The sequence below is a fragment of the Mycobacterium sp. NGS54 genome (genome assembly GCF_059812465.1).
Window position 1 is genome coordinate 134,691 of the sequence record NZ_JCALCS010000003.1, and the last position, 22,518, is coordinate 157,208.

Annotated in this window: 23 protein-coding genes and 1 pseudogene; 20 read left to right on the forward strand and 4 right to left on the reverse strand. The window is 69.0% G+C overall.

Going from position 1 to position 22,518, the window contains the following annotated elements; translation table 11 throughout:
* Positions 1–3 precede the first annotated feature (3 nt).
* Together AC5Y5E_RS09590 and AC5Y5E_RS09595 are read right to left on the reverse strand one after the other, a co-directional pair.
* Positions 4–687: a maleylpyruvate isomerase family mycothiol-dependent enzyme gene (locus AC5Y5E_RS09590; RefSeq protein WP_499902760.1), complete on the reverse strand. Its 684-nt coding sequence runs from the start codon at positions 685–687 to the stop codon at positions 4–6.
* Entirely contained in the window at positions 671–1,615 is a 945-nt protein-coding gene (locus tag AC5Y5E_RS09595) for an alpha/beta hydrolase (RefSeq protein ID WP_499903268.1), read from the reverse strand. Before AC5Y5E_RS09595 ends, AC5Y5E_RS09590 begins: the two co-directional genes overlap by 17 nt.
* Before the next feature lie 51 nt (positions 1,616–1,666).
* Here AC5Y5E_RS09595 and AC5Y5E_RS09600 point away from each other — a divergent pair, with 51 nt between their 5' ends.
* Positions 1,667–2,344 (forward strand): TetR/AcrR family transcriptional regulator, encoded by a 678-nt coding sequence (locus tag AC5Y5E_RS09600; RefSeq protein ID WP_499902761.1) that lies wholly within the window; start codon positions 1,667–1,669, stop codon positions 2,342–2,344.
* A gap of 23 nt (positions 2,345–2,367) precedes the next feature.
* Here the strand turns inward: AC5Y5E_RS09600 and AC5Y5E_RS09605 are convergent, their stop codons facing one another.
* Entirely contained in the window at positions 2,368–3,042 is a 675-nt protein-coding gene (locus AC5Y5E_RS09605) for a DUF427 domain-containing protein (protein ID WP_499902762.1), read from the reverse strand.
* A gap of 99 nt (positions 3,043–3,141) precedes the next feature.
* Here AC5Y5E_RS09605 and AC5Y5E_RS09610 point away from each other — a divergent pair, with 99 nt between their 5' ends.
* From AC5Y5E_RS09610 to AC5Y5E_RS09685, 16 genes and pseudogenes are all read left to right on the forward strand, one after another.
* Positions 3,142–4,272 carry an oxidoreductase gene (locus tag AC5Y5E_RS09610; protein ID WP_499902763.1) on the forward strand — a complete coding sequence of 377 codons (1,131 nt, stop codon included), beginning with the start codon at positions 3,142–3,144 and terminating at the stop codon, positions 4,270–4,272.
* 215 nt (positions 4,273–4,487) lie between these two features.
* A pseudogene (locus AC5Y5E_RS09615) lies at positions 4,488–5,291 on the forward strand (PE family protein); the annotation flags it as partial.
* 376 nt (positions 5,292–5,667) lie between these two features.
* Complete coding sequence (locus AC5Y5E_RS09620) at positions 5,668–6,834, forward strand: CaiB/BaiF CoA transferase family protein (protein WP_499902764.1); 1,167 nt, start codon at positions 5,668–5,670, stop codon at positions 6,832–6,834.
* A gap of 72 nt (positions 6,835–6,906) precedes the next feature.
* The gene (locus AC5Y5E_RS09625) at positions 6,907–7,458 is read left to right on the forward strand and encodes a hypothetical protein (protein WP_499902765.1); all 552 of its coding nucleotides are present in this window, start codon (positions 6,907–6,909) and stop codon (positions 7,456–7,458) included.
* Complete coding sequence (locus AC5Y5E_RS09630) at positions 7,458–8,162, forward strand: NIPSNAP family protein (RefSeq protein ID WP_499902766.1); 705 nt, start codon at positions 7,458–7,460, stop codon at positions 8,160–8,162. Before AC5Y5E_RS09625 ends, AC5Y5E_RS09630 begins: the two co-directional genes overlap by 1 nt.
* Positions 8,159–9,370, forward strand: a complete 1,212-nt coding sequence (locus AC5Y5E_RS09635; protein WP_499902767.1) for a cytochrome P450 — start codon at positions 8,159–8,161, stop codon at positions 9,368–9,370. The genes AC5Y5E_RS09630 and AC5Y5E_RS09635 overlap by 4 nt, the downstream gene beginning before the upstream one ends.
* Position 9,371: 1 nt before the next feature.
* Complete coding sequence (locus AC5Y5E_RS09640; protein WP_499902768.1) at positions 9,372–10,340, forward strand: zinc-binding dehydrogenase; 969 nt, start codon at positions 9,372–9,374, stop codon at positions 10,338–10,340.
* The gene (locus AC5Y5E_RS09645) at positions 10,337–11,074 is read left to right on the forward strand and encodes an HpcH/HpaI aldolase family protein (RefSeq protein WP_499902769.1); all 738 of its coding nucleotides are present in this window, start codon (positions 10,337–10,339) and stop codon (positions 11,072–11,074) included. The genes AC5Y5E_RS09640 and AC5Y5E_RS09645 overlap by 4 nt, the downstream gene beginning before the upstream one ends.
* A complete protein-coding gene (locus AC5Y5E_RS09650) occupies positions 11,071–11,469 on the forward strand; it encodes a nuclear transport factor 2 family protein (RefSeq protein ID WP_499902770.1) in 399 nt (132 codons plus the stop codon). The genes AC5Y5E_RS09645 and AC5Y5E_RS09650 overlap by 4 nt, the downstream gene beginning before the upstream one ends.
* The gene (locus AC5Y5E_RS09655) at positions 11,466–12,218 is read left to right on the forward strand and encodes an SDR family NAD(P)-dependent oxidoreductase (RefSeq protein WP_499902771.1); all 753 of its coding nucleotides are present in this window, start codon (positions 11,466–11,468) and stop codon (positions 12,216–12,218) included. The genes AC5Y5E_RS09650 and AC5Y5E_RS09655 overlap by 4 nt, the downstream gene beginning before the upstream one ends.
* Entirely contained in the window at positions 12,200–13,681 is a 1,482-nt protein-coding gene (locus tag AC5Y5E_RS09660; RefSeq protein WP_499902772.1) for a flavin-containing monooxygenase, read from the forward strand. The genes AC5Y5E_RS09655 and AC5Y5E_RS09660 overlap by 19 nt, the downstream gene beginning before the upstream one ends.
* A complete protein-coding gene (locus AC5Y5E_RS09665; RefSeq protein ID WP_499902773.1) occupies positions 13,678–14,625 on the forward strand; it encodes an alpha/beta hydrolase in 948 nt (315 codons plus the stop codon). Before AC5Y5E_RS09660 ends, AC5Y5E_RS09665 begins: the two co-directional genes overlap by 4 nt.
* A 30-nt stretch (positions 14,626–14,655) precedes the next feature.
* Positions 14,656–15,849, forward strand: a complete 1,194-nt coding sequence (locus AC5Y5E_RS09670) for an enolase C-terminal domain-like protein (RefSeq protein ID WP_499902774.1) — start codon at positions 14,656–14,658, stop codon at positions 15,847–15,849.
* A 7-nt stretch (positions 15,850–15,856) separates the two neighbouring features.
* Positions 15,857–17,164, forward strand: a complete 1,308-nt coding sequence (locus tag AC5Y5E_RS09675) for a hydroxyacid-oxoacid transhydrogenase (RefSeq protein WP_499902775.1) — start codon at positions 15,857–15,859, stop codon at positions 17,162–17,164.
* 3 nt (positions 17,165–17,167) lie between these two features.
* Positions 17,168–17,620 (forward strand): acyl-CoA thioesterase, encoded by a 453-nt coding sequence (locus tag AC5Y5E_RS09680; RefSeq protein ID WP_499902776.1) that lies wholly within the window; start codon positions 17,168–17,170, stop codon positions 17,618–17,620.
* Positions 17,621–17,649: 29 nt separating this feature from the next.
* Complete coding sequence (locus AC5Y5E_RS09685) at positions 17,650–18,087, forward strand: SRPBCC family protein (protein ID WP_499902777.1); 438 nt, start codon at positions 17,650–17,652, stop codon at positions 18,085–18,087.
* 11 nt (positions 18,088–18,098) lie between these two features.
* On the opposite strand, the gene AC5Y5E_RS09690 is transcribed toward AC5Y5E_RS09685, so the two are convergent.
* Positions 18,099–18,779, reverse strand: a complete 681-nt coding sequence (locus AC5Y5E_RS09690; RefSeq protein WP_499903269.1) for a GntR family transcriptional regulator — start codon at positions 18,777–18,779, stop codon at positions 18,099–18,101.
* Positions 18,780–18,940: 161 nt separating this feature from the next.
* Between AC5Y5E_RS09690 and fadD5 the strand changes: the two genes are divergently transcribed.
* From fadD5 to AC5Y5E_RS09705, 3 genes are all read left to right on the forward strand, one after another.
* Positions 18,941–20,590: a fatty-acid--CoA ligase FadD5 gene (gene fadD5 / locus AC5Y5E_RS09695; RefSeq protein WP_499903270.1), complete on the forward strand. Its 1,650-nt coding sequence runs from the start codon at positions 18,941–18,943 to the stop codon at positions 20,588–20,590.
* Positions 20,591–20,838: 248 nt separating this feature from the next.
* The gene (locus AC5Y5E_RS09700) at positions 20,839–21,645 is read left to right on the forward strand and encodes an MlaE family ABC transporter permease (RefSeq protein WP_499902778.1); all 807 of its coding nucleotides are present in this window, start codon (positions 20,839–20,841) and stop codon (positions 21,643–21,645) included.
* A gap of 1 nt (position 21,646) precedes the next feature.
* Positions 21,647–22,516, forward strand: a complete 870-nt coding sequence (locus AC5Y5E_RS09705) for an MlaE family ABC transporter permease (protein WP_499902779.1) — start codon at positions 21,647–21,649, stop codon at positions 22,514–22,516.
* Positions 22,517–22,518: the final 2 nt, after the last annotated feature.

Sequence of the window (22,518 nt, forward strand, 5' to 3'; positions counted from 1 at the left end):
CCGTCAGTGGTGGTGCTGGACGGCGCGTCGCCGCAAGGACTTTGGCGACGGCCGGAGACGGGCGGCGAGTATCGAGACTCCATTGCCGGTCAGATGCCGTAGCGCCCAGGGGCGGCCGGCCAGCACTGAGGCAAGGTGGCCGGCTTCGCCGGTGACCGAGGGTCCGTCACCGAGGCGTGACCACGGCGTGTCGGTGGCGATGAGGGTCAGGCCTCGTGCGCGTGCGGCGGCAGGGACGAAGGGGTTCGGGACTTTTATTTCGGTGTCGAGAACTGCGGCGAGTATTGCCGGGGGAATCGCGGAGTCTGCGCCGAGCGCGTAGGTGATGTCCAGTTGGTGGATGACGTGATCGCCGAGGAGCAGTCGCCGGGGGAACAGGCGGCCGACGCCTCGGGGCCGCTGCGTCAATGCCGCGAGGTCATCGATGAGGATGTGCGGGCCCCGTTGTGCTGCCAGGGTGCGGGCCATCGAGGAGTTGGTGCGGTCGAACGAACCGCGGTGTCGCAGCGTGCCGGCGACGATCGACGCCAGCGTGGCCGAGTAGCCGACGACGAGGTGGGCCAGGACGTCGTGGTTGCTCCAGTCTGTGCACAGGCTGGGCTGCGCCCACTGGTCATTGGTGAGAGTGCGCAGGAATGCGATCAGCCGAGCATCGTTGTCTCGCAAAATGTTAACTGCCGTGGACATTCAAATTCTCCAGAAGAAATTGGGTTTGGTCGGCGAGCAGTTCGCCTAGTAGGGGCGGGTGATAGATCTGGAAGTGGTCGCCGTCGTAGTGACGGACGACGCCATGCGGCGCGCGGTGCCCGACGTCGGCGGCGTGACGCGGGTCCATCAGGGTCTCTCGTGCCGAGACACATACCAGCAGTGGAGCCACAATCTTCGCGGCGGCGTGTTTGGCGCTGGTCACGGCGATGCCGACTACGTCGGCGGCGGCAATGCGGTTGTCGAAGGTCGCGCCGGCGGGGACCGTCGAGTACCACCCGTCGAGAGCACCGGGGGTGGTGACCGCGGCCAGGCTGCCCGGCTCGCCGACGATCGAAACATATCTTGGTGCGGCGCCGCGGATCCGGCGAAGCACGTCGTCGAGGATCGCCGGCGTCGTGCGCAGAGCGTGCCGCCACCCGCCGCGGGTCAGCGTTGCCGGTCCATAAACGATCGGGCACTGCACCACCACCGCGGCCAGATCACTACGGGCTCCGGCTTCCCTCAGCACGTGCATCGCGCCAAGGCTGGTGCCCCACAAGCCGACTCGTTGCGAGTCGATGCGGTCGTGGTGACGCAGACAGTCCAGCGCAGCTCCGACATCCTGTTGGTGTCGGCGCATGCTGAAGCGCTGCCGTGGCGAGCCGTCCGAAGCGCCGGTGTGCCGATAATCGAAGGCTAGTGTCGCCACGCCGGCATCCGCGAAGTGTTGCTCGTATTGCGACATCACCATGTCGTGCGTTGCGCCGAGGCCGTGGCAGAGCACCACCCCCGGATGCGGACCAGCGCCGCGGGGCAGGGTCAACCAGCCCGCGCACCGAGCGCCGTGCGAGGTGAACGACACCGGGGTGGTGGTGATGTGAGTTCTCACGGCAACCTCCTTCTCTATACGTACGTTGTACGTATAGATCTACGTTAGGTACGCTGTACGTGTCAAGCGGTGATGACGAGGAGGTGAGCTGTGCGGGCCCGATTCACCGTCTCGGAAGTGCGCGCACACGCAATGGGGATCGTCGATCGCGACGGGCTCGGCGCGCTGAACATGCGCTCGCTTGCCAGCGCCTTGGGCACCGGACCGATGACGCTCTACAACTACGTCAAAGACCGGGAGGAACTCGAAGCGTTAGTCGCAGAAGCGGTGCTGACCGACGTGAAACTGCCTCTCCCGTCGGACGATTGGCTCGCCGACGTGAAATCCATTGCGATCGCCGTATGGGAATCGATGCGCCGTCACCGTAACGCTGTTCCGCTGGTCTTGACCCGCCGCACCGTCTCGAGCGAGAGCTTCGCGCCCGCAGAGCAGCTCGTCGCGGCACTGGTCCGTGGCGGACTTGCCGACCACGATCTCTTGGCCGCCTTCCGCGGGGTGCTCAGCCTCGTCATGGGTGCCGCTCAAGTCGAGCTGGCCGGCCCTGCGGCGGTGGGCGCCCCAGAGCAGCTGAACGTCGCCGCCGCCCGCCGCATCGGACGCCTGGCGGGCGATGACCACCCCTACCTGGCAGCGCTGGCATCGACCAGTCAACAATCATCGATGTCCGCTGACTTCGACCGCGCCCTCGACATGCTGCTGGCCGGCATCCAGAGCCGCGCAGATGCCTCTCGAACACATCGGAACAGTCGACGCACGCCTAAGCGTTGACAGCCCAATCGGCGCTGGCCGCCCTAGCTACGGAGGCTGACCGGCAGCTCCGCGACCACTTCGGCGCGCGCGGCGTCGAAGCTCAAAAACCCTTTGATGGGAAGGCTTTCCGGCGGCGGATCCGGGTAGCTCCAGGCGACGTCGTCGACCTCACCCGCGGACCAGTACGTCGCGAAACCCTTGTAGTTGCAGTAGCTCGACGTCTCGGATCGACGCAGCAACTCGGTGCGCACGTGAGCGGGAGCGACGTAGAGGCGGGGCTCCAGCGCGGTCTCGAACAGGATCACCGTGTCGTCGGTGTCCACCAGCGTGGTGCCCGCGACGCTGACGCGCAGGCGCCGCTTGGTCGGCCGACAGTCGACCCGGTGATACGGATTCGGCGGGTAGTGCACGAGCTCGCGGCCCTCCTCCAGCCAGGTGTCGACGGCGTCCCAGGGCACGTGGACGAAACCCGGCGCCTCGGGTTCTGGCTCGTTCGGTAGGTCGCCGACCCCGTCGGCAGGAAACACATAGCTGAGCGGTCGGCCCTGCCGGTGCACCAGCAGCGCCTGCTCGGTGTCGATCACCAGGCGGCCGCCCAGTAGCGCCTGAACCCGCCGCGGATGCGGCTCTACGTAGACCGCGCCGGCGGGTATCTGGGGAGCGAACCGCCCGGCCGGATCGGCGGACAGCGGTCCCCGTCCTGCTACCAAACTCATTGGCCAAAGCTTATCTGCAGGGCCGGTCAGGCCGTTCGGAACATTTCCGGAGGGCGCACTGTTGTGTCGCCCGTGACGAACCAGGAAGTAGACGGGCCGGTGACTGCGGCGAGCCGGCCACCACATGAGTCCCTGTTCCTTCCGGCAACGATCGGGCGCGCGGACCTGAAAAACCGCGTCGCCCTGGCGCCGATGACCCGCGTGAGCGCTACCGCTGAGGGACTGGCGACCGAGCGGATGGTTTCGTACTACGGCGTGTACGCCGACGGGGGATTCGGCCTGCTCATCACCGAAGGCATCTACATGGACGAGCAGGCCAGCCAGGGTTATTTGTTCCAGCCCGGCATCGCCACTCCGGCTCAGGCCAAGGCCTGGCAGCCCGTGGTCGAGCGGGTACACGCGGCCGGCGCGAAAATCTTTGCCCAGTTGATGCACGCCGGCAGCCAATCTCAGGGCAACGTTTACACATCCTCGACCGTAGGTCCGTCCGCGGTGCGTCCGAAGGGCGCACAAGCCGCCATGTATCGCGGATCGGGCCCGTACACGATGCCCGAAGCGATGTCCGCCGAGCAGGTTCGCGAGGTGCGCCGGGCCTTTGTGGGGGCTGCGCGCCTGGCCCGCGATGCCGGCTTCGACGGTGTCGAACTCCACGGGGCGAACGGGTATCTGCTCGACGAGTTCCTCACCGACTACTTGAACACTCGCAGCGACGAGTACGGGGGAAGTGTCGCCAATCGCGTTCGCCTGGCCGCAGAGATCAGCAGCGACGTCGCGGCTGCGGTGGGATCGGAGATCACCACCGGAATCCGCATCTCCCAAGGGAAAGTGTCCGACCATCAGCACCGGTGGGCCGGTGGCGAACAGGACGCCGCGGTCATTTTCGGGGCGTTGGCCGACACGGGCATCGACTACATCCACACGACCGAGTACCGCGCGCTGGCACCGGCTTTCGATGCGGGCCCGAAGACGTTGGCCGAACTGGCCAAACAGCACAGCGGCCTGCCCGTCCTCGTCAACGGACACCTTGACGATCCCCGCGATGCGGCCGCCGTTCTCGAATCCGGGATCGGCGACGTGATCACTCTGGCTAAACCAGCGTTGGCCAACCGCAATTGGCCGCACCTGGTTCGCGCGGGTCAACTACTCGCTGGCGACATTCCCGCCGATCTGTTTGGTCCCGTCGCCGACATCAAGGACTGGGAACTGCTCTCCCCGGGCGGCACCGTCTGATGCTGGCGCCAGCCGGTGCACCATCGAGGCCGAGAACCTCCCGGCTGGATGCGTGCTCAGCGGTCCGCGTCCCGCAACCAGACTCATTGCGTCCCAACCCTTTCCGTAGGGCGGCCACGGCCGTGACATAAGCGTAGGCGTCCGCGTTGTCGGAAAGCCTAAATATCAGCTTGGAATCTGCGTACGCTGGGCCGACGCGTCGGTAGGAGGAAGCGATGGCGTATCTCGCGGTGGTTCCCGACTTCGTGGCCTTGGCGGCATCGGATCTGTCGGATATTGGCGCGGGGCTGATCGCGGCGGACGCGTCCGCGACGGCCCCCATTACGTCGATCGTGCCCGCTGCGGGTGACGAGATATCCGCGGCCATCACGTCGGTGTTCTCCGGCCACGCGCGCGCCTTTCAAGGCCTGACCGCCCAGGCGGCGGCGTTTCACGCCGAGTTCGTGCAGGCGTTGAACGGCGCGGCCGCGGCGTATGCGGCCGCCGAGGCGGCCAACGTGCCGTCGTTGCAGACCCTGGAGCAAGACGTTTTGGCGGCGATCAACGCACCCACCAATTTGTTGTTCGGGCGCCCGCTGATCGGCGACGGCGCCAACGGGACGGCGGCCAACCCCAACGGTGGGGCCGGCGGGTTTTTGATCGGCAACGGCGGCGACGGCTTTTCGCAAACGGGCAACCCCGGGGTCGCCGGCGGTGCCGGCGGGCCGGCCGGATTGGTCGGCAACGGCGGCCTCGGCGGTGTCGGCGGGGCCGGCGCGGCGGGCGGGGCGGGCGGCACCGGCGGGTTGTTGTATGGGAACGGCGGCGGCGGCGGTACCGGCGGGATCGCGTTGCGGGACGGCGGCCTGAACGCCTTTACCGGCGGGACGGGCGGAGTCGGTGGGGCTGCGGGCTTGTGGGGCGCCGGCGGGAGCGGCGGGCAGGGCGGTGGCGTCGGTCCCAACAGCGCGACGGTGTCCCTCGGCCAGAGCACTCCGATCGTGCTGAACGGCGGCAATGGCGGCGACGGCGGGCGTGGCGGGTGGATTCACGGCCTGGGCGGAGCCGGTGGGCAAGGGGCGACCGGCAGCAGCAGCAGCGTAGGCGCGGTGAACCTCACCGTCGGTGCGGGCAGCTTCACGATGGTGAACAACACGCCCGGAGGAGCTATCGTCGCCTACCTTCCCGCTCCCGGCGGCAACATCAACAGCATCAGTCCAGCGAGTTCGTCGTTCATGACTGGCGGCGGCACTTCCCAAGTGACCGTCACGCTCCTAAGCGGCAACAGCGGCGTCCTGCAGTTCTTCCAACCCCAATCGCCGGCTGTCGGCGGGGCGACCGGCCGGGCCGGCCTCCCCGGGCCCAACGGTTACCTGTAGGGCCGGCGCCCGGTTCGACGCGATTAGGGTGCAAGCCATGGCCGGACCGGTAGAAGGCATCAGGGTCGTCGAACTCGGGGTCTGGGTGGCCGGACCGGCCGCCGGCGGGATCCTGGCCGACTGGGGCGCCGACGTGATCAAGATCGAGCCGCCGACCGGCGACCCGGGCCGCCTGTTCGGCCGGATGCTGGGTTGCGATCTCGGAGTCAACCCGCCGTTCGAAATGGACAACCGGTCCAAGCGCAGCATCGTCTTGGACCTCAACGCCGAGGCGGACCGCGACACCGCGTTCGAATTGCTTTCCGGCGCAGACGTTTTCATCACCAACGTGCGTCCGGCGGCGTTGCAGCGCCTCGGCCTGGATTACGCGACGCTGTCGGCCCGCAGCCCGCGCCTGGTCTACGGCCTGATCACCGGCTACGGCGAGACCGGGCCCGACGCCGACCGCGCCGCCTACGACGTCGCCGCGTTCTGGTCCCGCGCCGGTCTGGCCCACCTGCTCACCCGGCCCGGGGATACGCCCCCGTTCCAGCGCGGCGGCATGGGCGACCACTCGGCCGGGATGACGCTGGCCGCCGCCGTGTGCGCGGCGCTGCTCGCCCGCGAACGCACCGGCGCGGGCCAGCTGGTCAGCACCTCGCTGTACCGCCAGGGCGCCTACACCGTGAGCTTCGACCTCAACACCTACCTGCTGACCGGGCAGCCGATCGCCGTCGGCCAGCGCGAGTCGATGGGCAACCCGTGCATGAACAACTACGCCGCCGCCGACGGGCGGCGGTTCTGGATCGTCGGGCTGGAGGCCGAGCGCCACTGGCCCCCGCTGTGCCGCGCCGTCGGCCGCCCCGAATGGTGCGACGACCCCCGCTTCGCCGACGCCCGATCCCGCGCTGCCAATGCGGTGGCGCTCATCGCCGAGCTGGACAAGATCTTCGCGACCCGCTCGCTCGACGAATGGGCGCGGACTTTCGCCGGCGAACCGGAACTCTTCTGGGCGCCGATCAACGCGCTCGAGGACGTCGTGGCCGATGAGCAGTTCCACGCCGCCGGCGGCCTGGTGGAAGTCCCGGACGGGGAGGCCGGCGTCGCGATGGTGGCCACGCCGGCGGACTTCCACGGCACGCCGTGGGCGCCGCGCTCCGTGGCCCCCGAATTGGGCCAGCACACCGACGAGATTCTCGCCGAACTCGAGGCGCGGCGAGGCTAGGAACCTTTACAAAATTCCGTCGAAGTGTCACGCTGTCCGGTGACAGTCAGCCCATCGGTGAGGAACGGATTGATGGTCACTCCAACCTTCGACGTCGGCCACAGCCCCCGGGTCGGCGCCGCACGATCGGCCCGCGCGGACGGCGAATGCCTGCGATATCGGCTGGACGTCGTGGCGGCCAGCGCCGCCGACGTCGTGCAATCGGCAGGGGGTTGGCTCTACGACCGGGTCATGGCCGGCTGGGAGGTGACCGCGCTCCTGCCGCACGGCCGCGAATCCCGGTCGCTGCGGATCCTTGGCGTGCAGGCGTTCGACGCCGCGGCGCGGCCGGACCCGACGGCGTCGTGGAGCCAGAGCCTGGCGGTCAGCGCCGAGGCGTTCGCCGCCGACCCGCTCGTGCGGGAAAAGGTGCTCGAGTCGCTGGGTGACCGGTTGACCGAGGTCGCGCTGTGGGGCGACGGGTGGCCGCTGGGCGTCAACCGCGCGATGACCCGGACGCAGCACGTCCTCAGCGCGGCGGCCCGCAGGTTCAAGGGCTACGCGCTTGCGGCGGCGGGATTGCCTTGCGAGTCAGTCGATCCCACCGAGACGCTGCTGTGCGACATGGCCGCCCGGCTCGACTGATGAAGAAGTACTACGGCCACACACTGCTTTACCTGCACGAGACGATCGCTCTGGGATCAGGGCGAAGCGACGCCTTCACCGAAATGTTCACCGGCACTTACCAGCCGATGATGGACGAGCTCGGCGCCCGGCTGTTCGCCATCTGGGAGACCACCCCGTACAACGGCCACTGGCCAGAGGTGACGATCATCTGGGAGATCGACGGGTTCACCGACTACGCCCGGATCGGGGCCGCCCAGGCGCGCGGCGGCAGCCATGAGGTCGCGGCCGGCAAATGGTCGGAGTTCCTGGCCGGTATCGGCGCCTCGGGTGAGGGGCGAATCATGTACCCGGGACCCAGCAACAAAACGCTGGCACAGCTGCGCGAGGCGAATTTCGTTGCCTCGCTGGTAATTCAGGAGACCATGCAGACCAAACCCGGGCGCCAGGACGACTACATCCGCGAGCTGGAGCGGCTCTACGTCCCCTGGTCGGAGCGCACCGGCAAGCGTTGGTTGGGTTCGTTCACCACGACCTTCCGCTACAACGAGGTCATCCACTATTGGGCGCTGGACGGCGGCTGGGAGTGTTTCGCCAATCACTACCCGTCCTGGAAGGACAGCCCACCCGCCGAGATCGTCACCTGGATGAGCGTGGCGCCGGCCCTGCGTGACGGCTGGGAGGACTCGATTCTGCAAGCCCTATCCCCGTCGCCACTGCAGTGAGCTTTTCCTACGATCCGTTCGACGCGGAAGTCATGGCAAACCCGTTGCCGTACTACCGGATTCTGCGCGATGAGCACCCGGTGTACTACATGCCGCAGTGGGACACCTACGCGCTCTCCCGCTTCGACGACATCTGGCGGGTGCTGGAGGTCAACGACGGCACGTTCGTGGCGTCGGAGGGAACCCTGCCCGCGGCATCGGTGTTGGCCACCCACAACACCGGGCCGGTTGACGACCCGCCCCTGCATCCGCTGCCCTTCCACGCGGTGTTCGACACCGACCTCTACGGCGAGATCCGTCGCGCGCATTCGGCCCCGCTGCGGCCGCGGGCGGTCGCCGGGCTGGAAGCCCGGATCCGCACGCTGGCCAACGAGCGCCTCGACGCGCTGCTGCCGCAAGGCTCGTTCGACCTGACGCAGGACTACGGCGGCATCGTGGTGGCGTCCGTCGTGTGCGATTTGCTCGGCATCCCAACGGATCTCGCTTCGCAGGTGCTGGCCGCGGTCAACGCCGGCAGCCTCGCCGAACCCGGCGTGGGCGTCGAGGTCGCCGAAGCCAGGCCGAACTACCTCGAATACCTGATCCCGTCGGTGCAGCGCCGCCGAGCGGACTCGTCGGGCGACGCGCTGCCGGTGGTCGACGGCCTGCTCGGCTACCGCCTGCCCGACGGCAGCGCCCTGTCCGACGTCGAAGCCGCCACCCAGATGCTCTGCATCTTCATCGGTGGGACCGAAACGGTGCCCAAGATCGTCGCGCACGGCCTGTGGGAACTCGGCCAGCGGCCCGACCAGATGGCCGGGGTTCGCGCCGACCTCGCCGCCAACGTGCCGGTCGCGCGCGAGGAGATGATCCGCTATTGCGCCCCGGCGCAGTGGTTCGCCCGAACGGCGCGCAGGCCGTACACAATTCACGACCAGACCATCGAGCCGGGCCAGCGCATCATCACGCTGCTCGCGTCGGCCAACCGCGACGAACGCGAGTACGAAAGCCCCGACGAATTCGTCTGGAACCGCCCGATCCGCCGCTCGCTGGCCTTCGGCCGCGGCCAGCACTTCTGCATCGGCTACCACCTGGCCCGGCTGGAAATCGATGTGCTGCTGGGCGAATGGCTGCGCCGCGTGCCGGACTTCGCGATCCACGGCGACGCCGCCACCCGGCTGCCGTCCAGCTTCCAGTGGGGATGGAACAAGATCCCGGTGGAGGTCTGACGTGTGGTCCTACCGGATCACCGCCCCATACCAGTTCGAGCGGACGTCGATCCCCGACAAGACGCCCGAGCAGCTGACCGACGGCCAAGTCCTGCTGCGGTTTTCGGCCGCCGGCGTCTGCGGCAGCGATCTGCCGGCCTTTCGCGGCAACAGGGGCCGGCTACCGGGCGACGACGGGCGCAGCGCCGCCGAAAAGGACGGGTTCCCGATCCACGAGGTCGCCGGCGAGGTGATCGCCAGCCGCCACCCGGATCACCGCGCCGGCGACCGCGTGGTGGGCTGGGCATCCGGGTTCGACGGCCTGATGGAACGGGTAATCAGCGACGGCGGCATGCTCGCGCCCTACGACCCGGCGCTGAGCCCGGCGGAGGCGATCGGCCTGCAACCGCTGGCGTGCGTCCTCTACGCCTGCGAACAGCTGCCGGACCTCGCCGGCCGGCACGTCGCGATCATCGGCCAGGGCTCGATCGGCCTGCTGTTCTCCTACGTCGCCAAGGCCGCCGGCGCGCGGCGGGTCACCGGGGTCGACCCCGTCGACCGCGCCAGCCACGCAACGGCATTCGGGGTCGATGACCCGGTGCGCGCCACCAGCGACCGCTGGGTGAGCCAACTGGCTCCCGACGACCGCGCCGACGTCGTCATCGAAGCCGTCGGGCACCAGGTGGCCACCCTGGGGCACGCCGTCGAGGCCGCCGCGCCCGGCGGCACGGTCTTCTATTTCGGCGTGGCCGACGACGAGGCCTACCCGATCAGCATGCGCCTCATGCTGCGCAACAACCTGACCTTGAAATCCGGTGTGACGCTTGACCGGCGGCGGGTCCTGGACGCCGCCGCCAAGTTCGCCGACGAGCATCCCGAGCTGCTCGGCACCTATCTCACCCACACCTTCGGCGTGGACGACGTGCAGGGCGCATTCGAGCTGGCCTGCCGGCCGGCGCCCGAGCGCATCAAGATCGCGATCGCCGGATGAGCGTCTTCGGCGGCGACCGCACCCCCACCTGGGGCGGCTGGATCACGGGACCCACGCTGCTGGGTCCCGAGGAATTCGCCCGGGCCGGTTACGATTACGTCGGTTTCGACGCCCAGCACGGCTACATCGACGACGCGGACATCGCCGGCATGCTGCGGCGCATCGAGCACGTGCCGATCGGCACGGCGGTGCGGCTGCCGAACGCCGACGCCGCGCCGATCGGGCGGGTGGCCGACGCCGGCGCCGACGCCGTGATCATCGCGATGATCGAGTCGGCGGACCAGGCCGCCGCCGCGGTGGCCGCGACCCGCTACCCGCCGGTGGGCGTCCGGAGCTTCGGCCCGCTGCGCGCCAGCCTGGGCCACGACACGGCCGCGCTGGAGTCCCGGGTGAGCGTGTTCGCGATGATCGAGACCGCGGCGGCGCTATCGGGCCTCGACGAGATCTGCGCAGTCGAGGGGCTGGCCGGGTTGTACGTCGGGCCCGCCGACCTGGCCCTTTCGCTGGGCGTGGAAGTCGTTGGCGCGACCAACCATCCGGCGGTGCTGGACGCGATCGCCCGGATCCAGCGCGCCGCCACCGAGGCGGGCCTGATCACCGGCATCCACGCGGGAGACGGCAAGACGGGCCGCGCCATGGCAGGGCTGGGCTTCCGGATGATCACCCTGGCCGCAGAATCCCAGGCCCTGCGGCGCGGAGCGGCCGAACACCTACGCGAGGCGACCGGGGGATGACGGACGACCGCGTCGCGATCCGCGAGCTGATCGCCGCCTACGCCCTCGCCCTCGACGCCGGCGACATCGACGCCTGCGTGGCGCTGTTCGCACCCGATGGCGAATTCGACGTCTATGGGCGGGCGTTCGTCGGCCACGACGGCATCGACACGATGTTCCGCAACGCGCCGCGCGGCCTGCACCTGACCGGGGTCTCGCGAATCGACGTGCACGGCGACACCGCGACGGCCCGGTCGCAGGTGCTGTTCGTCAGGGCCGGTGACCTGCACCTGCGGCCCGCCCTGTACGACGACCAGCTGGTCCGCGCCGACGGCGGCTGGCGCTTTGCGCGCCGGCGGTGCCAGTTCGTCACCAGCCGCGGCCTGTCCGACAGCCCCGAGGTGCCGTCCTCGTGAATCAACGCGTCGCACTGGTGACCGGCGCCGCAGGCGGACAGGGCTGGGCCATGGCCCAACGGCTGCGCTCGGCCGGCCATTCGGTGGCCGCGTGCGATCGGCGGGCCGACGAACTGGCCGCCGCGGTCGACGAATTGGGTGACGACGGGGTGATCGGGATCCCGCTCGACGTCACCTCGCAGGCGCAGTGGGAGGCGGCCGTGCACACGGTCGTGCGGCGCTTCGGCTCGCTGAGCGCGCTCGTCAACAACGCCGGCGCGCTGCACCGCGCCTCGCTGGCCGACGAGACCGCCGAGGGCTTCGAAAATGCCTGGCGGGTCAACTGTTTAGGCGCCTTCCTGGGTATCCAGGCGACGCTGCCGCACCTGCGCGCGGCCGGCAACGCGGCCATGAACGCGGCCATGAACGCGGCCATTGTCAACATCTGCAGCACCGGGGCGATCCGGCCCTTTCCGCGCCACAGCGCCTACGGTTCGTCGAAGTGGGCGCTGCGCGGGCTGACCCAGAACGCGGCCGCCGAGCTGGCCCCCTTCGGCATCCGCGTCAACGCGGTGTTTCCCGGACCCGTCGCGACCCCGATGCTCGATGACGCCACCCAGCTGCGGCTGGCCGCGTCGTCGGCGTTCGGGCGGATCGGCCAACCGGCCGAGATCGCCGACGCGGTGGCCTTTCTGGTCTCCGACGAGGCGTCGTTCATCACCGGCGCGGAACTGGTCGTCGACGGTGGGCAATGCCTGCAAATAAGGTGAGCGGGAACCTGTCGGTCGGCATTATCGGTGCCGGGCCCGGAGGCATGGCCCTGGGAATCCTGTTGGCTCGGGCCGGCTTCGGTGACTTCACCATCTTCGACCGTGAGGACGACGTCGGGGGCACCTGGCTGATCAACACCTATCCGGGGCTGGCCTGTGACGTCAAGTCGCACCTGTACTCGTACTCGTTCGACCTGAACTCGGACTGGTCGCGGCTGTGGCCCGCGCAGCCCGAGATCCTGGCGTACTTCCAGCGCTGCGCCGACAAGTACGGCCTGCGCCCACACCTGAGATTGCGCACCGAAATCGTCGCCGCGCGTTGGGAGGAAGACGCCCAGCGTTGGTGTCTGACCGCGGCGAGCGGCGAGACGCACCACTTCGACGTCGTGGTGTCCGCGGTGGGCCTGTTCAGCCGCCCCCTGCTCCCGGGCCTGGTGGAAGAGGAGCCGTTCACCGGCACGCTGATGCACACCGCGCGTTGGGACCATTCGGTCTCGCTCGAGGGGGCGCGGGTCGCCGTGTTGGGCACCGGATCGACGGCCTCGCAACTGGTGCCGGAGTTGGCGAAGGTGGCCGACAAGGTGTATTCGGTGCAGCGGTCACCGACCTGGATCCTGCCCAAGCCCGACCGGCCCTACACCGAACGGGAGCGCTGGATCTTCGCGCACATACCGTTCGCCAAGAAGCTGTATCGCACGCGGCTGTGGCTGCGCAGCGAATCCAACATCTCGGTGATCGAGCACGGCAGCGAGAAGACCGAGGAGTTCAAGACGGTCGCGCTGGGCATGCTCGAAAACACGGTCGCCGACGAGGAATTGCGCCGCAAGCTGACCCCGGACCATCCGATGGGCTGCAAGCGGCTGGTGTTCTCCTCGGACTACCTGCCCGCATTGGTCCGCCCCAACGTCGAGGTGCTGGACAGCCCGGCGCGCTGCCTGCGCGCGCGCAGCCTGGTCACCGAGGACGGCACCGAACGCGATGTCGACGTCGTGGTGTGCGCGACGGGCTACGCCGCGGCCGATTACCTGGCCGGGCTGGACGTGTCCGGCGAGGGCGGGACGACGCTGCGGGAGGTGTGGCGCGACGGGGCCCACGCGTATTTCGGCATGGCCGTTCCGGGATTCCCGAACTTCTTCATGCTGTACGGGCCGAACACCAATGTCGGTTCGAACAGCGTGATCTTCATGCTCGAGGCCCAGGCCCGCTACATCGTGCGGGCGCTGAAACACATGCGGCGCCGGGGCAAGACGTACGTGGTCGTGCGGCCCGCCGCGCTGGCGGAGTTCGTCGCCAAGGTCGACCGCTGGATGGTCGGCACGGTGTGGACCACCCAGTGCAGCAACTACTTCCGCGCCCCCAACGGGCGGGTGGTGACGCAGTGGCCGCGCAGCGCGCGTACCTTCTGGGGAATGACGCGCCGATTCAAGCCCGCCGACTTCGCTTTCCAGGCCCCGGCCGGATGACCGAACCCGACGGCTTGGACGGCTTCGGGCGGCTGGATCCCGCCCTGCAAGCCGTCGCGACGACGCGGACCGACTTTTCCGCCGAGTCGATCGGGCTCATTCGCGAGCCGTTCAACCAGCGCCGCCGGGAGGCGGCCGAACGCACCGACGCGCGGGGCGTGCGGATTGTCGACGACACGGTGGCGACCGAATCCGGCGGCGTGCCGGTGCGCATCTACCGCGGCGGCGAGGGGAACCCGGTGCCGGCGATGATCTACTGCCACGCCGGCGGTTTCGCGCTGGGCAACCTCGACACCGATCACCGGCAGTGCGTCGAGCTGGCAAGCCGGGGCCAGTGCACGGTGGTGTCGGTCGACTACCGGCTGGCGCCGGAGCACCCCTACCCGGCCGCGCTCGACGACGCTATCGCGGTGCTGCGCTGGGTGGCGGCCACCGCGACGGAACTCGGCGTCGACCCGGCGCGCCTGGCGGTCGGGGGCAGCAGCGCCGGCGCCACCCTGGCGGCGTGCCTGGCGCACGGCGCGGCCGATGCCTCGCTGCCCGCGGTCGTGTTCCAGCTGCTGCACCAGCCGGTGCTGGACGATCGGGAAACCGCGTCCAAAGCCGAGTTCGGCACCAGCCCGGCCTTCGACGGCGAGGCGGCCGAGCTGATGTGGCGCCACTACCTGGGTCCCCACGCGAGACTGCCGGGCTCTGTGCCCGCCCGACGAGTCCAATTGGGTGGTCTGCCACCGGCTTTGATCACCTGCGCCGAGATCGACCCGTTTCGCGACGAGGCGGTCGACTACGCGCTGGCGCTGCTCCGCGCCGGGGTCTCCGCCGAGCTGCACGTGTTTCCGCGGGCCTGTCACGGGTTCGATTCGCTGCTGCCGGACTGGTCGGACTCCGAGCGGTTGTTCGCCCTGCAGGGCCAGGCCCTGGCGAGGACCTTCGGCTCTACTTGAACGCCCGATCGGCCGGAACAATCGGCTGCCATGAAGATCGTCGGCCTTCAGGTCATCCCGTTCGAGACGGTCGTCGACCGAATCTCCTTCGGCCAGTTGGTCACCGACTACCGGGTGGTCCAGACGGTGACCAAGGTGCGCACCGACGAGGGGGCGGAGGGCTATTACTTCGGCGGTCATTTCCACGGCGACCAGGATGGCCTGCTGCCCGGCGACCAGGCGCTGATCGCCCAGTTCCTGAGCCCGCTGCTCGCCGGCCAGGACCCGCTCGACCGGGCGGAAATATGGCGTCAGCTGTGGGCGGCCAAGCTTCCCGAAAACGTCTGCAGCGTCATCGATCTGGCGCTGTGGGATCTGGCGGGCCGGGTGGCGGGGCTGCCGGTGCGCAAGCTGCTGGGCGGCGCCCGCGACCGGGTGAAGGCCTATGCCAGCAGCTTCAACAACCTGGGTTCGCCCGAGCAGTACGCCGCCCACGCCGCGGATTGCCGCCGCCAGGGCTATCGCGCCTACAAGATCCATCCGTACCACTACTGGAACCCGGCGACGGGGGAGTTCGCGCTGCCCCGGCCGTCGTACGTGGACTGGGACATCCGGGTGTGCCGGGAGGTACGGGCGGCCGTCGGCGACGAGATGGTGTTGATGTTCGACCCGTGGGGGACCTATCACACCTACGAGGACGCTCTGCGCGTCGGCCGGGAGCTCGAACGGCTGGGCTTCTACTGGTACGAGCATCCGATGCCGGAGTACCGGGTCGAGTCCTACGCGAAGCTGGCCGGTGCGCTCGACATCCCCATCTGCTCACCCGAGATCGCGGAGGGCGGCATCTACACCCGGGCGGACTGGATCCTGCGCAACGCGTCCGACATCAGCCGCATCGACGTGCTGCGCGGCGGCATCACCGGCGTCATGAAGCTGGCCGGGATGTGCGAGGCCGTCGGCATGCGCTGCGAGCTGCACATGAGCGGCTTCGGCAATCTGGCGGTCCTCGGCGCCACGAGCGAAGACGTCTGCGAATACTACGAGCGCGGCCTGCTCGGGCCCGGCGCCCGCTACGACGCCGCCCCGCCCTACCTCGAGGCGTCCTGCGATCCGCTCGGCCCGGACGGATTCGTCGACCTGCCGTCGGGACCCGGGCTCGGCTACCAAATCCGGTGGGACTACATCGAAAGCCACCGGCTTCCCGACACGACGGCGGAACCGATCGCGCCGCTGCATCCGAGATAATGACGGGATGGCGTGCTGCGATGTCCCGATTCCCGCCGAGGACTGCGACGGGGCCTTCACCGTCGACGCGTCACGGGTGACCTTCGGGCGCGGCTGCCTCGCGGAGGTCGGTGATCGAGCGCGCGCCCTCGGGCTGCGGCGGGTGGCGTTGTTCACCGACGCCGTCGTCGCCGCGCTCCCCGTCTTCGCCAAAACCCGCGACTCGCTCGTCGCGGCCGGCCTGGACGTCGTCGTCTACACCGAGGTCCACGTCGAGCCCACCGACGCGTCGTTTCGGGACGCGGCGCGCTTCGCGCAGGAGTGCCAGCCCGACGGCTACGTGTCGCTGGGCGGGGGCTCCGTGATCGACACCTGCAAGGCCGCGAACCTGTACGCCACCCATCCCGCCGACTTCCTCGCCTACGTCAACGCGCCGATCGGTGAGGGCAAACCCGTGCCCGGCCCTCTCAGGCCGCACATCGCCTGCCCCACCACGGCCGGCACCGGCAGCGAGGTGACCGGCATCGCGATCTTCGACCTGGTGTCGCTGAAGGCCAAGACGGGCATCGCTTCTCACGCGCTGCGCCCCACCGAGGCCCTCGTCGACCCCGACTGCACCGCGAGCCTGCCGCCCGAGGTGGTCGCCTCGGCGGGCCTCGACGTGCTGTCCCACGCGCTGGAGTCCTACACCGCGCGGCCCTACCTGCGGCGGCGCGCGCCCGAGCGACCCAGCCAGCGGCCGATGAGCCAGGGCGCCAATCCGTGGAGCGATCTGGGCTGCCGCGAGGCGCTGCGCCTGCTGGGGCAGTTCTTGGAGCGCGCGACGAAGGACGCCACCGACGGCGAGGCCCGCGAGCAAATGATGTGGGCCGCAACGCTTGCGGGCATCGCCTTCGGCAACGCGGGCGTGCACGTGCCGCACGGCATGGCCTACGCGGTCGCGGGGCTGGTGCGCGACTTCCGGCCCGGGGGTTACCCGCCCGACGAGCCGCTCGTGCCGCACGGCATGGCCGTCATCCTCAACGCGCCGGCGTCGTTTCGCTTCACCGCGTCGGCGAATCCGGAACGGCACCTTCAGGGGGCGCGGCTGCTCGGCGCCAACACCGCGGGCGCCGGCGCGCGGGACGCGGGCGAGGTGCTCGCCGGCGAGCTCATCCGGATCATGCGGGCGGTGGGCATGCCGAACGGGCTGGGCGGGGTGGGCTACACCGACGACGACGCGGCGGCCCTGACCGAGGGCGCCTACCCCCAGCAGCGCCTGTTGCAGAACGCCCCGCGAGAGATGACCAAACCGGTGCTGGGGGACCTGTTTCGGCAGGCCATGCGGTACTGGTAGACCATGAGTTCACCCCCGTCGGACAACCTGACCAGCGCCGATTTCCCCGTGCTGTGGCCGGTGGGAACCCGGTGGGCCGACAACGACATGTTCGGCCACCTCAACAACGCGGTCTACTACCAACTGTTCGACACCGCGATCAACGCCTGGATCAACACCAGCGTCGGGATCGACCCCCTCGCCACGCCCGCGCTGGGCATCGTCGCCGAGTCGGGCTGCCGCTACTTCTCCGAACTGCATTTCCCGGAGGGCCTCACGGTGGGCCTCGCGGTGACCCGCCTGGGCCGCAGCAGCGTCACCTACCGGCTGGGCGTGTTCCGCTCGGGCGATGGACCGCAACCGATCACCGCGCTGGGACACTGGGTGCACGTCTACGTCGACCGGGCCAGCCGCAAACCGGTGCCGATTCCCGACGCCATTCGCGCGCTGCTGGCGACGGCCCGCGTGGATCAATAGCGCGGCCGATCGCCCGATATGCTTGCGCCATGCCAGTTTTGAGCAAGACCGTCGAGGTCAGCGCCAACGCCGCGTCGATCATGGGCATCGTCGCCGATTTCGAGCGCTACCCGGAGTGGAACGAGGAGATCAAGGGCCTTTGGGTGCTCGCCCGCTACGACGACGGGCGCCCCAGCCAGGTGCGGCTCGACGCCGATTACCAAGGCATGCAGGCCACCTTCATCCAGGCGATCTACTACCCGGGGGAAAACCAGATCCAGACCGTCCTGCAGCAGGGCGACCTGTTCACCAAGCAGGAGCAGCTGTTCAGTGCGGTGGACACCGGCATGTCGAGCCTGCTGACGGTGGACATGGACGTCGAGACGTCGATGCCGATTCCCGCGCCGATGGTGAAGTCGCTCGCCGGCAACGTGCTCGACCATCTCGCCGAGAACCTCAAGCAGCGCGCCGAGCAGCTGGCCGGCTGAGCGGGCGCGGCTCAGTCGAAGACGCCGGCCCGGTTCAGCATCACGGTCAGCCGGGCCGCCGCGTCGGTGAACTGCCAGACGGTGTGCTCGACCACCGCGTGCGCGTCGCGCCGGCGCAGCGCCGCGATCAACTCCCGGTGGTGGGCGACGGTGGCCGCGCCCCATTCGGGGTCGGCCGCGTACACCTCCGCCGGCATGTAGCGCGCGGCGTTCAGCAGGAACCATGCCAACTTGATCCGGCCGGCGGCCTGGTTGAAGACGCGGTGAAACGCGTGCTCGATGCCGGCGATGGTCGACGGCTCGCTGGAGCCGACGGCCGCCTCCAGCGCGTTGTTGATGCGGTCCAGCTCGTCGATCTCGTCGTCGGTGACGTGGTCGGTGGCGGCGGCGGCCAGCTCCTTGGCGATCGTCGCCTGCAGCCAGAAAATGTCCTGGATGTCTTGCCGGCTCAGCGGCAGCACGACGTGGCCGCGGTGCGGCTCCAGCTGCACCATGCCCTCACCGCGCAGCTTCAGCAGGGCCTCGCGCACCGGCGTGACGCTGACCCCGAGTTCGGCGGCCGTCTCGTCGAGGCGGATGAACGTTCCGGGCCGCAGCGCCCCCGACATGATGGCCGCCCGCAGGTGACCCGCGACCTCGTCGGACAACTGCGCCCGGCGCAGTGGCCGGCGGGTTCTCGGCTTGGTCGACATCGGTGCGTTCACGCGGGCTGCCAGGGGTTTCGCGGGCTGGGCGGGTCTCGTCGGGGTCTTGTCACAGCGGCACTAAAGCCATAATGTGACCCACGTAACACCATGTTTTATCAAATATCAACCTGTCGCAAGCGGTGCTCGAGGTGAAGGGGAGACAGCAGTTGACCGCGCAATTGGCCAGCCAGCTGGCCCAGGCCACCGAGCAGCCGTACCTGGCCCGGCGGCAGAACTGGGTCAACCAACTCGAGCGGCACGCGCTGATGCAACCCGGCGCGACGGCGCTGCGGTTCCTGGGCAACACGGTCACCTGGCAGGGCCTGCACCGCCGGGTCATGGCCCTGGCCGATGCGTTGAGTCGCCGGGGCGTCGGCTTCGGCGACCGGGTAATGATCCTGATGCTCAACCGCACCGAGTTCGTCGAGGCGGTGCTGGCCGTCAACGCGCTGGGCGCCATCGCGGTCCCGCTCAACTTCCGGCTCACCTCGGCCGAGATCGTCTTCCTGGTCGAGGACTGCGAGGCGCGGGTGCTGATCACCGAATCGGTGCTCGCCCCGGTGGCCACCGGCGTGCGCGACATCCAGCCGATGCCGGACACCATCGTCGTCGCCGGCGCTTCGTCGGACGAAGGGGTGTTCGGCTACGACGACCTCATCGAGGAGCCCGGCGATGGGCGAGGGTCCAGAGACATCCCGGACATCCCGAACGATTCGCCGGCGCTGATCATGTACACCTCGGGCACCACCGGCCGGCCCAAGGGCGCGGTGCTGACCCACGCCAACCTGACCGGCCAGACGATGACCGGGCTGTACACGATGGGCGCCGACATAAATAACGACGTCGGTTTCGTCGGCGTCCCGTTCTTCCACATCGCCGGCATCGGCAACATGCTGACGTCGATGCTGCTCGGCATCCCCACGGTGATCTACCCGCTGGGCGCCTTCGACCCCGGCCAGCTGCTCGACGTGTTGGAGGCGGAGAAGGTCACCGGGCTCTTTCTGGTTCCGGCGCAGTGGCAGGCGGTGTGCGCCGAACAGCAGGCGCGGCCCCGCGATCTGAGGTTGCGGGTGATGTCTTGGGGGGCCGCCCCGGCGACGGACGCGTTGCTGCGGGAGATGTCGGCGACGTTCCCCGGGACCCAGATCCTCGCCGCGTTCGGCCAGACCGAGATGTCGCCGGTCACCTGCATGCTGCTCGGCGACGACGCGATCCGGAAGCGCGGCTCGGTGGGCAAGGTGATCCCCACGGTCACTGCCCGCGTGGTCGACGAAAACATGAACGACGTCCCCGTCGGCGAGGTGGGCGAGATCGTCTACCGCGCACCGACATTGATGAGCGGCTACTGGAACAACCCGCAGGCCACCGCGGAGGCCTTCGCCGGTGGCTGGTTCCATTCCGGGGACCTGGTCCGGATGGACGAGGACGGCTACGTCTGGGTGGTCGACCGCAAGAAGGACATGATCATCTCCGGCGGAGAGAACATCTACTGCGCCGAGGTGGAGAACGTTCTCGCCGGCCATCCCCAGATCGTCGAAGTCGCCGTCATCGGCCGGGCCCACGAGAAGTGGGGCGAGGTGCCGATCGCGGTCGCCGCGGTCGCCGGCGAGGAGTTGCGGCTGGACGACCTGCTCGAGTTCCTCGCCGAGCGGCTCGCGCGGTACAAGCATCCGAAGGCGCTCGAAATCGTCGACGCACTGCCCCGCAATCCGGCCGGAAAGGTGCTCAAGACCGAGTTACGGGTTCGCTACGCAGCCGTCAATATAACTGAAAGCGGTTCCGCGGCAAGGGATTTGACCACACAAGGGGAGGGCTGACGGAAGCTGTAACGTTTGCCCGCTGTTGACGAAGGGTTAATTGTGCGGATGCAGTTCACACGCTCACGACCATCGGGTACATTCCTGTGGTCTCCGTTACTACTTGCGGGTAGGGAGCCGATGGTCACAGACACATGGTCGGGGAGGGGTGCGGGTTCCCCCGACCGCGGGACGGAGAGGGGGCGACGCGTGCGACTCGTTTCGCTGCGGACCCCCGGGGCACACGATGTCGAGGTGAGGGGGAACCGGTGACTTCGACGACGGATCGTCCACACCTGGTCGGCTACCTGCGCGACCAGTTGGAGACGCCGCTGACGCTCATCGGTGGGTTCTTCCGGATGTGTGTGCTGGCCGGCCGGGCGCTGTTCCGCTGGCCCTTCCAATGGCGCGAATTCGTCCTGCAGTGCTGGTTCATCATGCGGGTGGCATTCCTGCCGACCATCATGGTCTCGATCCCGCTGACCGTGCTGCTGATCTTCACCCTCAACGTGCTGCTCGCCCAGTTCGGCGCCGCGGACCTGTCCGGAGCCGGGGCGGCCATCGGTGCGGTCACCCAGCTCGGCCCGCTGACCACGGTGCTGGTGGTGGCCGGCGCCGGGTCCACGGCGATCTGCGCGGACCTCGGTGCCCGCACCATCCGCGAGGAGATCGACGCGATGGAGGTGCTCGGCATCGACCCGATCCACCGGCTGGTGGTGCCCCGGGTGATCGCCGCGACCCTGGTCGCCACGCTGCTCAACGGCCTGGTGATCACCGTCGGCCTGGTGGGCGGCTACCTGTTCGGGGTGTACTTGCAGAACGTGTCGGGCGGGGCCTACCTCGCCACATTGACCACCATCACCGGCCTGCCGGAGGTGGTCATCGCGACGGTCAAGGCCGCGATGTTCGGGCTCATCGCCGGACTGGTCGGCTGCTTCCGCGGGCTGACCGTGCGCGGCGGCTCCAAGGGCCTGGGCACCGCCGTCAACGAAACCGTGGTGCTCTGCGTGGTCGCGCTGTACGCGGTCAACGTGGTGCTGACCACGATCGGTGTGCGATTCGGAACGGGGCGCTGACATGTCGATCGGCACCGTCACGCGGGGCGTTCATCCCCGGTTCGTCGAGAACCTCAGCCGCTACGGCGGCGCCCTCGGCCGCGGCCTCGACGACGCCGGGCAGATGGCCTGGTTCGGCGCGGTGGCCCTCGGCCACATCCCGCACGCGCTGCGCAACTACCGCAAGGAAACGCTGCGGCTGATCGCGCAGATCGGGATGGGCACCGGCGCGATGGCCGTCGTCGGCGGCACCGTCGCGATCGTCGGCTTCGTGACCCTGTCCGGTAGCTCGCTCGTCGCTATCCAGGGCTTCGCCTCCCTGGGCAACATCGGCGTCGAGGCCTTCACCGGCTTCTTCGCCGCGCTGATCAACGTGCGCATCGCCGCGCCCGTCGTCACCGGCATCTCGATGGCCGCCACCGTCGGGGCCGGCGCCACCGCGGAGCTGGGCGCCATGCGGATCAGCGAGGAGATCGACGCCCTCGAGGTGATGGGCATCAAGTCGATCTCGTTCCTGGCGACGACGCGGATCATGGCCGGGCTGGTGGTGATCATTCCGCTCTACGCGCTGGCGATGATCATGTCGTTCCTGTCCCCGCAGATCACCACGACGGTGCTGTACGGGCAGTCGCAGGGCACCTACGAGCACTACTTCCGGACGTTCCTGCGCCCCGACGACGTGTTCTGGTCGTTCGTGGAGGCCATCATCATCACGGCCGTCGTGATGATCACCCACTGCTTCTACGGCTACAACGCCGGTGGCGGGCCCGTCGGCGTCGGTGAGGCCGTCGGCCGGTCGATGCGCTTCTCGCTGGTGTCGGTACAGGTTGTGGTTTTGGCCGCCGCGTTGGCGCTCTACGGCGTCAACCCCAACTTCGCGTTAACGGTGTAGCC

Bases quoted from the DNA above. Each gene is read 5' to 3' on its own strand.
- AC5Y5E_RS09705 (WP_499902779.1), top strand. From the start codon at position 21,647: ATGTCGATCGGCACCGTCACGCGGGGCGTTCATCCCCGGTTCGTCGAG.
- AC5Y5E_RS09650 (WP_499902770.1), top strand. From the start codon at position 11,071: ATGACGGACGACCGCGTCGCGATCCGCGAGCTGATCGCCGCCTACGCC.
- AC5Y5E_RS09620 (WP_499902764.1), top strand. From the start codon at position 5,668: ATGGCCGGACCGGTAGAAGGCATCAGGGTCGTCGAACTCGGGGTCTGG.
- AC5Y5E_RS09625 (WP_499902765.1), top strand. From the start codon at position 6,907: ATGGTCACTCCAACCTTCGACGTCGGCCACAGCCCCCGGGTCGGCGCC.
- AC5Y5E_RS09660 (WP_499902772.1), top strand. From the start codon at position 12,200: ATGCCTGCAAATAAGGTGAGCGGGAACCTGTCGGTCGGCATTATCGGT.
- AC5Y5E_RS09630 (WP_499902766.1), top strand. From the start codon at position 7,458: ATGAAGAAGTACTACGGCCACACACTGCTTTACCTGCACGAGACGATC.
- AC5Y5E_RS09685 (WP_499902777.1), top strand. From the start codon at position 17,650: ATGCCAGTTTTGAGCAAGACCGTCGAGGTCAGCGCCAACGCCGCGTCG.
- AC5Y5E_RS09675 (WP_499902775.1), top strand. From the start codon at position 15,857: ATGGCGTGCTGCGATGTCCCGATTCCCGCCGAGGACTGCGACGGGGCC.
- AC5Y5E_RS09590 (WP_499902760.1), bottom strand. From the start codon at position 687: ATGTCCACGGCAGTTAACATTTTGCGAGACAACGATGCTCGGCTGATC.
- AC5Y5E_RS09605 (WP_499902762.1), bottom strand. From the start codon at position 3,042: ATGAGTTTGGTAGCAGGACGGGGACCGCTGTCCGCCGATCCGGCCGGG.
- AC5Y5E_RS09680 (WP_499902776.1), top strand. From the start codon at position 17,168: ATGAGTTCACCCCCGTCGGACAACCTGACCAGCGCCGATTTCCCCGTG.
- AC5Y5E_RS09645 (WP_499902769.1), top strand. From the start codon at position 10,337: ATGAGCGTCTTCGGCGGCGACCGCACCCCCACCTGGGGCGGCTGGATC.
- AC5Y5E_RS09690 (WP_499903269.1), bottom strand. From the start codon at position 18,779: ATGTCGACCAAGCCGAGAACCCGCCGGCCACTGCGCCGGGCGCAGTTG.
- AC5Y5E_RS09670 (WP_499902774.1), top strand. From the start codon at position 14,656: ATGAAGATCGTCGGCCTTCAGGTCATCCCGTTCGAGACGGTCGTCGAC.
- AC5Y5E_RS09665 (WP_499902773.1), top strand. From the start codon at position 13,678: ATGACCGAACCCGACGGCTTGGACGGCTTCGGGCGGCTGGATCCCGCC.